The organism is Butyricicoccus pullicaecorum, assembly GCF_002160355.1.
Classification (GTDB): Bacteria; Bacillota; Clostridia; order Oscillospirales; family Butyricicoccaceae; genus Butyricicoccus; species Butyricicoccus pullicaecorum.
In genome coordinates, this window is record NZ_NFKK01000004.1 from 27754 (window position 1) to 39598 (window position 11845).

At 56.8% G+C, this 11845-nt stretch carries 10 protein-coding genes; 2 read left to right on the forward strand and 8 right to left on the reverse strand.

Annotation, left to right across the window (positions count from 1 at the left end):
• Positions 1-20: 20 nt before the first annotated feature.
• The 8 genes from B5F17_RS04765 to B5F17_RS04800 all read right to left on the reverse strand — a co-directional run bounded on the left by B5F17_RS04765 (position 21) and on the right by B5F17_RS04800 (position 10323).
• Positions 21-1559 carry a nitrite/sulfite reductase gene (locus B5F17_RS04765; RefSeq protein ID WP_087371364.1) on the reverse strand — a complete coding sequence of 513 codons (1539 nt, stop codon included), beginning with the start codon at positions 1557-1559 and terminating at the stop codon, positions 21-23.
• A gap of 189 nt (positions 1560-1748) precedes the next feature.
• On the reverse strand, positions 1749-3275 hold the full coding sequence (locus B5F17_RS04770; protein WP_087371367.1) for an S-layer homology domain-containing protein: 1527 nt from the start codon (positions 3273-3275) through the stop codon (positions 1749-1751).
• A 403-nt stretch (positions 3276-3678) separates the two neighbouring features.
• On the reverse strand, positions 3679-3987 hold the full coding sequence (locus B5F17_RS04775) for a branched-chain amino acid transport AzlD family protein (RefSeq protein WP_016148940.1): 309 nt from the start codon (positions 3985-3987) through the stop codon (positions 3679-3681).
• Positions 3977-4699, reverse strand: coding sequence for an AzlC family ABC transporter permease (locus B5F17_RS04780; protein ID WP_087371370.1), 723 nt, complete (start codon positions 4697-4699; stop codon positions 3977-3979). Before B5F17_RS04780 ends, B5F17_RS04775 begins: the two co-directional genes overlap by 11 nt.
• A 621-nt stretch (positions 4700-5320) precedes the next feature.
• Positions 5321-6388, reverse strand: a complete 1068-nt coding sequence (locus B5F17_RS04785) for a Gfo/Idh/MocA family oxidoreductase (RefSeq protein ID WP_016148937.1) — start codon at positions 6386-6388, stop codon at positions 5321-5323.
• Between the two features lie 613 nt (positions 6389-7001).
• On the reverse strand, positions 7002-8000 hold the full coding sequence (locus B5F17_RS04790) for a LacI family DNA-binding transcriptional regulator (RefSeq protein WP_162608079.1): 999 nt from the start codon (positions 7998-8000) through the stop codon (positions 7002-7004).
• Positions 8001-8047: 47 nt separating this feature from the next.
• Positions 8048-8950: a carbohydrate kinase family protein gene (locus tag B5F17_RS04795; RefSeq protein WP_087371375.1), complete on the reverse strand. Its 903-nt coding sequence runs from the start codon at positions 8948-8950 to the stop codon at positions 8048-8050.
• A 14-nt stretch (positions 8951-8964) separates the two neighbouring features.
• Positions 8965-10323 (reverse strand): family 4 glycosyl hydrolase, encoded by a 1359-nt coding sequence (locus B5F17_RS04800; protein WP_087371378.1) that lies wholly within the window; start codon positions 10321-10323, stop codon positions 8965-8967.
• A 410-nt stretch (positions 10324-10733) separates the two neighbouring features.
• On the opposite strand from B5F17_RS04800, the gene B5F17_RS04805 reads away from it, so the two are divergent.
• Both B5F17_RS04805 and B5F17_RS14785 read left to right on the forward strand, forming a co-directional pair.
• Positions 10734-11402, forward strand: a complete 669-nt coding sequence (locus B5F17_RS04805) for a DUF624 domain-containing protein (protein ID WP_087371381.1) — start codon at positions 10734-10736, stop codon at positions 11400-11402.
• Positions 11403-11669: 267 nt separating this feature from the next.
• Positions 11670-11825: a hypothetical protein gene (locus B5F17_RS14785; RefSeq protein ID WP_162608080.1), complete on the forward strand. Its 156-nt coding sequence runs from the start codon at positions 11670-11672 to the stop codon at positions 11823-11825.
• Positions 11826-11845 lie beyond the last annotated feature (20 nt).

Here is an 11845-nt window from a genome sequence, read left to right on the forward strand (position 1 = left end):
TTGTGCACGGGCACAGGGGTTTAGTCCAGATAGGGCTTTGCAATCGCACGCAGGTCTTCCATGTGCGTAGGCAGCCACTGCTCGAACGACTGGCCGGCTGCTGCAACCGTCTGACCGACCTCGACCAAAAATGCCGGGATGCGCTCCTCGAGCATCGGGCCCCAGTTCTCTGCGAGGTGCTCGTGACCCAGCACAGCCGAACCGCCGACGTGCAGGGTGAATGCGGGCAGCGGCTTCTTGTCCACGATCTTAACACCGCCGTGGAAGCCCAGCGCACCGATCTGGTGGGTACCGCACGAGGACGGGCAGCCAGAAATGTGAATCTGGGGCAGTGCGCCGTCCGGGATGTTTGCCTTGCGGACAGCGTCCACGCAGGCATGGTACAGGCCCTGAGAATCACGTGCGCCCTGCTGGCAGATCAGCGCACCGATGCACGATACCGAGTGCTCAAACAGCGTCTCTGCGCCGTCTGCGGTCACGTTCAGCACGCGCTGTGCCTCGTCTGCCGTGCAGTTGATGATATACATGGTGCCGTCCGCGCCCAGACGAATCTCAACCGCTTCCATGTCCGCGATAGTATCGCGCAGTGCGGTCAGGGTCTGACGCGACGGGGTGCCGCCCAGCGGGTGATAGGAAACCGCAAACAGGCCGGGCTGCTTCTGCGCAACGATGCGCTTGCCCGAAATCTCGCCTGCGCCGGTCTTGGTGACCGGGGTCTCGGTGACGGTCAGGTCAAGACCGCCCTCGGCCTTGCGGTTCTCTACGTTCTGAAGGAAAGCGGCGCGGTACGCGTCCTCGCCCATGGCAACCGGCATATAGCGGGTGCGCGCCTTGGCACGCATCTCGTAGTTGCCGTGTGCCAGGAAGGTATCGACCATGGCACGGACGTAGTAGAGCAGCTCGGAACCCGGTACCGCCTCGGCCATCTTCATGCCAAGACGTGCGTTCGGGCCCATACCGCCGGCAGAATATACATCAAACGTGCCGTCCTCGCGTGCGACAAAGCCCAGGTCGCGGATGGTCGCATGGGTGATGTTGCTCGCATGGTTGGCAAAGCCGACCTTGAGCTTGCGGGGCATCTTGATATCGTACAGGATGGACAGCAGGTAATCGCCGACCGCGTAGGCGTAGGGCATGACGTCGAAGGTCTCGCCCGGCTGCACACCGGAAAGCGGAGGCGCCATGACGTTGCGGGGATGGTCACCACCGCCGCCGCGGCAGAAAATACCGTGATCGAGCGCCTTGGCAGACAGCTCGACGATCTGCTCAGCCGTCAGGTGGTGCAGCTGGATGGTCTCGCAGGTGGTCATCTTCATCGTGTCGATGCCGTAAGCATTGGCCGAATCGACCACAAAGGACAGCTTGTCCTTGTCCATGCGTCCGCCGGTCATGCGCAGACGCAGCATGCCGCGCTTGCCGTCGCGCTCGGAATAACTGCCGAAGCCGCCCGAAATACCCTTGTAGGTCTTGCGGTCGATCTCTCCGGCATAATACTTGCGGGTGGCATCGTTGAACTGTTCCAGGTCGTCCCGGAATCTCTGAATGATCTCCTGCTTCATAAATAAGCCTCCTTGGATGGCGTGTGTTTTGTTCCTGTCGTAATCGCTGTCCTTTATTATAACACGGGAAAGCAGGTTTACACAGGGCGATATCACACAAAAAAGCATGCGGGAGGTGCATGATTGCACGTTATCGATCGATAAGAAAAATTTATAGACAGGGATCTTGCGGTTTTTTCGGCGTGGGTGTCAGGTTTGGGCGATCTTGCCCGTGGTCAGTCCCAGCGTGTTCGCCCACCATGTCATATGTTCGGACGCGCTGTACAGGCCGTTTAGGTCGTCCGGGACGTTATGCTGGTTGTCCGCGTCCACGACGCGCACGTCGCTGCCCTTGCCCGAGAATGTGACGTGCCATGCATTGCCGCCGTCGGCCGAGTGCCACGTGCCGCGTGCAGTGATCGTGCCGTCGGGCGATGCCCCAGTGACCGTTTCCAGGCAGATCGGGTAAGCGCTGCCGGTCGGCAGGGTCAGCACCGTGCTCTCCTTACCCATCGCCAGCATGCGCACCTCGTGGCCGCCGTCACTGTATCCGTCGGTACGCTTGACCGATGCGTCCGGGATGAAGTACAGAATACCGCCGAGCAGGGTCATCGCATAGCACGGCGTGCGGGTCAATACCTGCGTGCTGCCGTCCAGTCCGACCGACAAAATGCCGAACGTGCCCGAAAAGTACTTGCCCTCGACGGTGGACAGGGTATTAACCTGTCCCAGTGCTCCCGTGCCGCTCAGCACCAGCCGCCAGCCGCTCGCGGGCGACCAAGTATAGAACCGGTAGGCGCTCGACGCGGTCGGGTCGCTCACGCAGAACAGCGTCGTACCGTTCATGCTGCCCAGTGCATCAATATATCCGCGTTCATTCTCGTCGAAGAAAGAGGATAGATCTGCGATCTTGATTTCGGACAGGGTCTCCGGGTCGAGGTAGTACAGCGTCGTGCTGTCATAGGCAAAAATACCGTCCACGCCCGTTGTCGTGATGGCACGGTCGAACGTACGGTTTGACGTCGCGCGCACCTGATCTTCCTGTCGGCGCACGACCTTGACCTGCCCGTTATCCATTCTGCGCACGTCCCACACCGAATCTTGCAGGGCTGCTGCGTTCACCGCCGGGATGGTCGGGCGGTCGCCTGCGGCGAGGGCGAAGGTCTCGGCGTCGATTACGCCCTGTTCGATGAGCACGTCCGAAAAGGCGAGTCCGGAGGAAGTGGTGGAGAACAGTGCGTCCACGGTCAGCGACACGGCTTCCCCGCGCGTCAGGGTTTGACCCTGTGCGGCCTGATAATCGGCTGCGCTGACGAAGCTCTTACCGGTCGCGGTATCATTATCCGCGTAGCCCAGTGCACGGCCCAAGAACAGCAGGTAGGACTGTTTGGTGATGGGGTCATTGGGGGAATACGTCGTCTGGCTGGTGCCGTGGGTCAGTCCGTGCTGATAGAGCCAGCTGACGTAGGGTCTCGACCAATCGGACAGATCGGTGAAGGGAGTGGGGTAGGTCTGGGCGGCCATCCCATCGGCTGCGCCGTACAGGCGCACCAGCATTACCGCGGCTTCGGCGCGGGTGAGGTTCTGACCCAGTGCATCTCCGGCTTCGGTGCCCTGAAACAGGCCCAGAGTGCGCAGCAGGTCGGCATCGCTTTGCTGGTCGGCAGGCGCTGCCATAGCTGGGGTGACGAGTAGGCAGGCGGCCAATGCCGCGGCGATCAGACGGGTTTTGACCATAACGATTGTCCTCCTTTGGGGTGATCGACAACAGGCGGTTGCCTTAAACCCATTGTATCACGGGGAAGGGCTGAGGGAAAGTGATAGATTGATTACAGAATTGGGGGTAAAAAAAGAAAACTGTTCCGAAAGGAACAGTTTTGATGTCTTACGGGAAAACGGAAGGCTTTCGCGCTCTGCTGAGCGCGATGGGTTTTTATTTTTGGTTGATTCCCGGGGCGGACACCGGGAATCAAGAGGGGATTTCGTGTCCTGCGGGACACGACTCAGGGCTCTGCCCTGAGAACCCGCAAGCCTTTCGAGAAAGGCTTGAGCGAAAGCTTCATTACGCCCACTCGTTTTATTCGTGCTCGGCACGAGAATAAGGATAGTGACCTACGGGCTTTGGGCGGGAATCCGAACCTTACAATAAAACGCATTCGGCGGCGAACACGGCGACGCAGGCGACGCTTGCGACGGTGAACAGGGAACATCCACGCCATGCCATTGCAGCGGCGACAATTAAGCCGACGAGGGCTGACCACGGGGTACCGGTTGCGCTCAGAATTGCCGGGAAAGTCATGACAGCCAAGGTTGCGTAAGGCATATAGAACAAAAACGAGCGGATGGTGCGGTTTTGAATCTGGCGGCGGATCAGCGTCAAGGGAAGGACGCGGATGAGGTAAGTCACCAGCGCCATGACCGCGATATATACATATACATTAGGCTGCATGGTCGTTTTCCTCCGGGATTGGGAACAAAATTGCGGCGGCGCCCGCGATGAGGACGGTCAAAATGATGATGCGCGTACCCGAGGACAGGCCGGAGAGCACGGGCAGATAGGTAAAGAGTGCGCTTGCGATCATGGAAGCCGCGACCACGCCCGCGATGACCTTACTCTTGCGTGCAGGCGGCAGGATGACGGCGAGGAACATGCCGTACAGGGCGACCGACAAAGCGGACACGATACGACCGGGCAGAGCATTGCCGAGCAGGACACCCAGACAGGTACCGAGTGCCCAGCCGGGTGCGGCAACCGAGATTGCGCCCAGGCAATAAAATGGGTCTAAGCGTCCGGGAACGGCGGCGGAAATCGCGAAAATCTCGTCAGTGACCGTATAGCCCATCATCAGGCGCTGCCAAATCGAGGTTTCCGGTGCGATTTTCTGGCTCAGTGCGCACGACATAAGCAGATAGCGCAGGTTAATGACCAGCTGGGTGAATGCCATCTCTAAATACGGTGCACCGGCGGCGATGATGCCCAGTGCGGCGAATTCTCCGGCTGAGGTATTGTTGAGCAGGCTCATGAGCGTCGCGTCTCCCGCGCCCATGCCGCTGACCTTGGCTGCGATGCCCAGTGTAAACGATACGGCCAGATAGCCCAGGCCGATGGGCACGCCGTCGCGCAGACCTCTGCGGTACCACGTGCCATGTGACTCTATCATAAAAACATGACCCCTTCTTTTTTCGTATTGCTATTATTGTATCACAGTACCATACGAAAAACCATCCCGCCTTTTGCCCAATCTGCTCCCGCTCGGCAGGTACGAAAAAGCGCGGCCTCTCGGCCGCGCTTTCCCGCTTTTTTCGTCTTTATTCCATACATATCAATGCTGAGTTGCTGTATTTACCTGCAGTTTGCTCTCTACATACTGCTTTCCGTTTTCGGCCTTCAGCTGGCGCACCAGGTCAAAAAACATGCCCATTTTTATACGCCTCCTATCCTGTTTCTCTGTCTCTTTTTGTATTGCATCTATCATACTACTTACGAACAGGAAACGCAATATCGAACACGTCCAAAAGTTACCATTAAACTTGCCATAAATTGTGCATATTACTCCATAAATTTACACTCTTCTTTTTTGTCCGCCACGCACGGACAAAAAACGGCAAATACCGTTTTTTGAAGGAAGAAGTAAGAGTGAATAAGGAATAGGTGTTGTTTTTTCACTTCTTACTTATTCACTCTTCACTATTCACTCTTTTTGCGTTGCGTTCGGGGCAAAAAAAGACACGCAGGATAAAATCCCGCGTGTCTGCTTTGCATTTCGGTAGGGTAAAACCGATCAGATCTTGCTGCAGATGTCCTGGAACATCTTGATGTCTTCCATTGCGTCCTCGAACGTGGTCTTGGGCTGCTTGCCGGACTCGATGCAGTCGTGGTAGTAGCGCAGCTCGTTCTCGAACGAATCGTGATAATCCGGGCCGTAGGTGATGGTCTGAGAGTCGGTCTTGGTGGACTCTACAACCTCGAAGGTGTGCGGCTGATAGCGCAGGTAGGGAGTCTCGTGCTTGATCTTCATGCGGCGACTGTGCTGGTAGATCTCGATCGCTGCGTCAAACTGAACGATGTCCTGATCGTTTACGATCTCGTATACGCCCAGGAAGCCCTTGAACTGGAATACGATGATAACATGCTCACCGTCAACGGCAACCGACTTAACCTCGGGCACATAGCCAACCAGCTCGCGGACAGCCGACAGGGTGTGGCAGCCCAGGCCAGCCAGCATGGTATAAGTAATGCGCTGCTGCTCGGTGCAGTCTGCGCCCAGTGCCTGGCACAGCTGGTCGTAACGGCGCTTGCCGCTCTCCTCCAGTGCCTCTGCCGGGATATCGTTCTGCGCGAGGATGGGCTGACGCGCCTGATCCATGAAGTAATCACCCTCCAGGATGATATCACGGAAGCGCATGTACTCGATCGGGCGGTCGTCTGCTGCGAGCAGCTCCTGGCACTTCAGGAAACCGGTCGCAAAGCGGCGCATATAGCCAACCATGCAGATCTGGTTCGGGTGCGACTTCTGCAGCTCGATCAGCTCTTCCAGCTCCTGCGGGCACAGGCAAACCGGCTTCTCAACAAATACATGCTTGCCAGCCTCGATTGCTGCCTTTGCGTACTCTGCGTGATACTGGTCGGGGGACAGAACGAAAACTGCGTCTACGTCCTCTGCCTTGCACAGATCAAACGGGGAAGTGTATGCCTTTGCGTGATACTTCTCGGAAATTGCCTTCAATACCGACGGGGAAACGTCAGATACTGCGGTAATCTGATACATACCCGACAGGTCGTTCAAAATCGGTAGGTGCATCATCTGTGCAACCGTACCCGTTCCGATCAGTCCTACTCTTACTACCATATTTTTTGGCTCCTTTCTCTGTCAAACAGGCCGCGTCATCCTCGCTGACCTGACTGCGTTTTGTTTCCTTTTCTCTGGTGACTAGTATAATCGTTTTGTCTTTCGCGCTCCATGCAATCTTTCGCCGGGTTTTGGTAGTTTTTTGACGGAGAGTGAAACAAAGTAGAAACAGATCAAATTACGGACGCACCCATCCCGCCCGCAGGCGACAAGCGGGTCCGGGTCTGCGACCCGGCGCGATCCAGCCGCGCAGGCTGGCCGCTCGCCGCAGCGAGCGGAACTCTCTTTTGATTCCCGGGGTTCGGCCCGGGAATCAACTAAAACTAAAAAATAATCGCGTCCCGCAGGACGCGAAATACTCTTTGCGCACGAAATGCAGGGGAGTCTTGCCGCCTGCGGGCGGCGCTTTTGAACGAAAGTTTAGTTGATTCCGGTCGTTGACCGGAATCAAGAGGGGATTTCGCCCGTTGCGACGGGCGACTCAGGGCTCTGCCCTGAGGACCCGCAGCCTTTGAAAAGGCTGGCGAAACTTTCAATCATTGGTGCGGTGCCAATCCTGACAAAAAAAGATCGTCCGTTTTTGCGGACGATCTTTCCCTTTTCTCTCTTATTTTTACATTTCGCTCGGGTCGAGTGCGCGGCAGCTCGCACGCTCCACAATCTCGCAGGCCATGGTCAGCGAAGAAACGTCGTGTGCACCCTGCATATTCGCCAGGCGCTCGAGCGTCTTCTGTGCAATCTGTTCCATCGGCTGATGTACGGTGGTCAGCGCAGGCGAGAACCGGCGCGCCATCGAGTTATCATCAAAGCCCAGTACAGAAATATCCTCCGGTACGCGGCGGCCCATCTCACGCAGACGGGCAATCGCACCCGCTGCCAGATCGTCACTGAACGCGAAAATCGCGGTTAGGTCGGGATGACGCTCGATCAGAGCGGCAACGCCTTCGTAGCCGTCCTCGTAGGTCATACCGCCCGGCTGGGTGTAGCTGTCGTCGAACGTCAGGTGCTCGTCCTCCATCGCCTTGCGGCAGCCGGTCAGACGCTGGAAGCCCGACGAAATCGCACGGGATGCGTCGGTCAGGAAGCCAATCTTGCTGTGACCCAGGCCGATCAGGTAGTTCGTACCATCGTATGCCGCCATCATGTCATCGATGTGTACCGCAGAGAATCTTCTGCCCGCTGCCAGTGCGCCGCAGACAACAACCGGCAGATTGCGGCGGCTGAGTGCGTCCGCAAGCGGGAAGTCTACGCTCTCGTGCAGCAGAATGACGCCCATCGGCTCGCATGCCGAGATCAGTGCAAGCGTATTCTGCGGATTGCTCTGATCGATGGGCATAATCAGCAGGCGCTTGCCCATACGCTCGGCGTAGGTGCGCAGCTGCTCGATCATATCATTAAAGAAGCACTGGCGGAAGTTTGGAATGATGACCACGATCAGCGCGCTGGTCTTGCGGCGTCCACGGAAGGAGTCCGGGGGTGCATAGCCGGTCTTCTTGGCCATCTGCTCAATGCGCAGGCGCACCGGCTCACTGATCGAGCCGCGGCCGCTGAAAAAACGCGATGCCGTCGCGGGGGATACATCACACAGTTTCGCAAACTCACGTATTGTCATAATCTTTATGCCAACTTTCTCTTTTCTAAAATCCTGCGCCCGGTGCATCACCCGAGCAAATGTTGATATTGCTTGAATTTTTCCAGAAGTTCGGACTCGGTCAGCCGCGCAGACAGGCATCCCACCGCCGTCACGCACGTTCCACCCGTGATGTTGCCGAACAGCACGCTCTGCTCAAAGCTGTAATCGTGGTACAGTCCGTACATCAGTCCGGCCAGGAACGCATCGCCCGCTCCGGTCGAGTCGCGATGAACGACCGGAATGTTCGCAATCACGCGCTCGCGCCCGTTCTCTCGAATCAGGCAGCCGTCTTTGTCCAGCTTGACGATCACGCGGTCAAAAAACTGCTCGAGCACCTTGGCCGCGTCCGACGGATTGTCCGTCCCGGTGATCTTCAATGCTTCCTTCTGGTTCGGCGTGTAATAATCGGCCAGCTCCAGGTACTCCCGGTAGCTGTCAAGGCTCATATCGTCGTCCCATCCGGTGTCAAACACCAGAATCGTGCCCTCGGATTTGAGCTTGCGGTAGGCCGGCAGATAGTCCCGTCCCATCTCCACGACCTTTGCCCCCTTGGCTGCCTCATACACACGGTCTGCACTCGCGTTCAGGCCATCGGTGTACGAGACGAACGTACGGTCGTTCGGAGTCAGGATGGCAGCCGTGATGTTGAGCGGAATTCCACTCTCACCCTCAGCCAGGTTGTAGGGCGTAGCGCCAAATTCGTCAAACTTACGGCGGGCAAACTCGGAAAACATATCCTCGCCCAGTCCGGTCAGAATGCGCACCGGAACGCCCAGTCCGGAAAGGTTCAGAAGGGTCGCCGGGACACCGCCGCCCATTTGCAGCGAAAATCCACGGGCAAACAGCTCTTCGCCCTCGTTCGGGATGCGCGGCATTCCCTCAAACAGCAGATCGACGTTGATACTGCCCGCGCCTGCGGCAAAAGACATAAGCGCCCCTCCTTTTATGCACCGAGGAACGGTGCATTGAGCTCAAAGTATGCGTCTGCCAGCTTGACCGCCAGCGAGTACGAGTTGACCAGCGGATGCAGCATCAGGCAATCGATTGCAGCCTGACGGTCGCGGTGCACGATGGCCTTAGCTGCCAGTCTCTCGTAGCTCTTGACGCGGCGGATGAGCTCCAGTGCGCGCGGATCGGCGTTTTCTACCTTATGCGGCTTTGCGCCCTCGCGCGAGATATCGCAGGTGATCTCTACGATGTCGTCGTCTTCCAGTCCCGGGATTGCGCCCTGATTGGGTGCGCACAGAATCATGCTGCCGGTCTTACCCGACTCGATCAGCTCGATAAAGCGCAGCGCAACGCCTGCGTAACCGCCAGCATCGGGCGAGAATACGTCGAACTTCCACGGCTTGTCGCGGCGTACGCCGGTCTCGTTTGCCATGTATGCGTCCTCGCGCTTGCCGTACCACTTCTCAAAGCATGCAAGGCAGCTCTCAAAATCACCGTCAATGTCCATCGTGGACAGCTCGGCGGTCATCTTGCGGTTGATGTCCTCGATGACCTCACCGCGGGTCACGCCGGCGTTCAGAATATTCTGTACAGCCTGCTCGCGGTAATAGAAATAGTACAGGTACTCGTTGAGCACGCAGCCCATATGCTCGATCAGGTCGGGCCCAAAGAAGCGCAGGTCGGTCTTTTCGTAAGCATCCGGACGCGCGATCAGCTCGGGCATGATCTCCTTGCCGTCGATCTGAATGGAGCGGAAGTAGGACAGGTGGTTCAGACCATAGCACTCGCCCACGATGCGGTCGGCGGAAACGCCGTACAGATCGGCAAACTGGTGCAGCATGCCGCTCGGTGCGTCGCAGATACCATAGGTGAAGTCGTAGCCCATGTCGCGCAGCGCCTGAGAGACGACGCCTGCGGGGTTGGTGAAGTTAAACACCTTGACCGTGGGCTTGGACAGGCGCTTGATGCGCTCGCAGTAGCCAGCCAGAGCCGGTACCGAACGCATGGCAAACGAAAGACCGGCAGCGCCGGTGGTTTCCTGACCCAGAATGCCCAGATCGAGCGCGATGCGCTCGTCGCGCACGCGCGTGTGGTCGCCGCCGACACGGATGGTCGTGATGATATAATCGGCATCGCGTACCGCTTCATCGGCATCGGTCGTCAGGGTGAACGTCAGATCGGCATTCAGCATACGCGCCACATGGCGGGCAAGTCCGCCATAGATGCGCAGCTTCTCCGCGTCGGTATCCATAAATACAAGCTCGGTAATATGCAGATCACGGGCGCGCTGGGCGATACTCTTTGCCAGGAACATCGAGCGGACGCCGCCGCCGCCAATAACAGTCAGCTTCATAAGATTCGTGCCTCCTTGTGTGTTACAGAAAACATTCGTTCTATGTTACAGGATACCAGCTGATGCAGGCCGGTACAATGGGCGAATCTGATAATTTTTGTTTCTGGATTTCGAAACAAGCAGCATTCTGTTTTTGGACGCGCCGGAAATGCAGCCGGAAAGCGGGAAACACACGCCATTTTTCCCCCGCGTCGCACGGCTCGCACGTGTTTTTGTCACGTACGCATGGGCATTTTCGTCAGCTTGAAATTTTCCATTTTGATTATAACACATTTTTTTCGTTTTGTGCAAAAAATAAATCATTTTCCGAAAATATCTTGTGCACGATGTATGGCCTGCTTCCGGGCTTGCGCACGCACGCATCCCTGTGTTAAGATGGAGAAAACACCGGCCGAAAGGAGAGAGACCGCATGGGTCTGTTTACCCCCAATTATGTCAAACCCGGCCCCGGTATCGACAAAGATGCCCCGCCAAAAACCGGTCTTGCACTGTTTTTTGAAATCTTTATCCGTGAATTCTGGGCGCTGGTCAAGCTCAACGTCCTGTTTTTGCTGACCTGCATCCCGATTGTAACCATCGGTGCAGCCATGGGTGCGATGACCAAGGTCACTGTGCGCATGGTGCGCGACATCCCGAACGATGTATGGTACGATTATTGGCGTGGTTTTCGCGAGAACTGGAAGGCTTCGACCGTACTTGGTCTGATCACCGCCTTGGTGTACGGCGGCGGACTGCTCGGATTGGTGCTCTATCCGGCAGGCTCGATCATCTGGCTGGTCACGCTTGCTGCGCTGCTCATCTTAACCATGGTCTGGCTGTATCTGTATCCGCTGCTGACCTCGACCACGCTTTCCTTTCGCGACTGCGTCCGCGACGCCATTTTGCTGGCCATGCTGCGGTTTTACTACAGTTTCCCGGTCGCATTGCTGATTTTGACGCTGGTTGCGCTGGAAATCATGTTCTTCCCGCTGTCCATTCCGGCAACTTTATTGGTCGGCTGCGCGATTCCCAACTTTATTGCTAGTTTCCTGGCGTGGTCGGGTATCCGAAAACATATCCTGCCGCCGGAAAAAGAGTGAAATAGGCAAGATTTGTTTTTGTAAAATTATTGTGATTGTTTTGTGAAATAAACCATTTTAGTTTCATTGTTTTTAAGCGTTGCAATCGTCTGATTCCCGCCCGCAGGCGAGAACGGGATTCTCAAGGGACGAGTCCCTTGAGCCCGTCCAGGTGGAACCTGGTCGAGCCCGCAGGCTCGAAACGCCCCTTTGATTCCCGGTGTCCACCCCGGGAATCAACCCAAACAAACAAAAGAGAAAGACCACCCGTTCCGGGTGGTCTTTCTTATGAGCGCACTTTGTGCGCGAAGTCTTTCGCTCGCTGCGGCGAGCGATTATTTTTTCTTTTTTGTTGATTTTCGCAAGGCGAAAATCAAAAAGGGGATTTCGCGTCCTGCGGGACGCGACTTGAGGCTCTGCCTCAAGACTCCGCAAACCTTTTGAAAAAGGCTTGAGCGAAAACT

Coding starts and splice junctions, on each gene's coding strand:
- B5F17_RS04765 (WP_087371364.1), bottom strand. CDS start 1,559: ATGAAGCAGGAGATCATTCAGAGATTCCGGGACGACCTGGAACAGTTC.
- B5F17_RS04770 (WP_087371367.1), bottom strand. CDS start 3,275: ATGGTCAAAACCCGTCTGATCGCCGCGGCATTGGCCGCCTGCCTACTC.
- B5F17_RS04775 (WP_016148940.1), bottom strand. CDS start 3,987: ATGCAGCCTAATGTATATGTATATATCGCGGTCATGGCGCTGGTGACT.
- B5F17_RS04780 (WP_087371370.1), bottom strand. CDS start 4,699: ATGATAGAGTCACATGGCACGTGGTACCGCAGAGGTCTGCGCGACGGC.
- B5F17_RS04785 (WP_016148937.1), bottom strand. CDS start 6,388: ATGGTAGTAAGAGTAGGACTGATCGGAACGGGTACGGTTGCACAGATG.
- B5F17_RS04790 (WP_162608079.1), bottom strand. CDS start 8,000: ATGACAATACGTGAGTTTGCGAAACTGTGTGATGTATCCCCCGCGACG.
- B5F17_RS04795 (WP_087371375.1), bottom strand. CDS start 8,950: ATGTCTTTTGCCGCAGGCGCGGGCAGTATCAACGTCGATCTGCTGTTT.
- B5F17_RS04800 (WP_087371378.1), bottom strand. CDS start 10,323: ATGAAGCTGACTGTTATTGGCGGCGGCGGCGTCCGCTCGATGTTCCTG.
- B5F17_RS04805 (WP_087371381.1), top strand. CDS start 10,734: ATGGGTCTGTTTACCCCCAATTATGTCAAACCCGGCCCCGGTATCGAC.
- B5F17_RS14785 (WP_162608080.1), top strand. CDS start 11,670: ATGAGCGCACTTTGTGCGCGAAGTCTTTCGCTCGCTGCGGCGAGCGAT.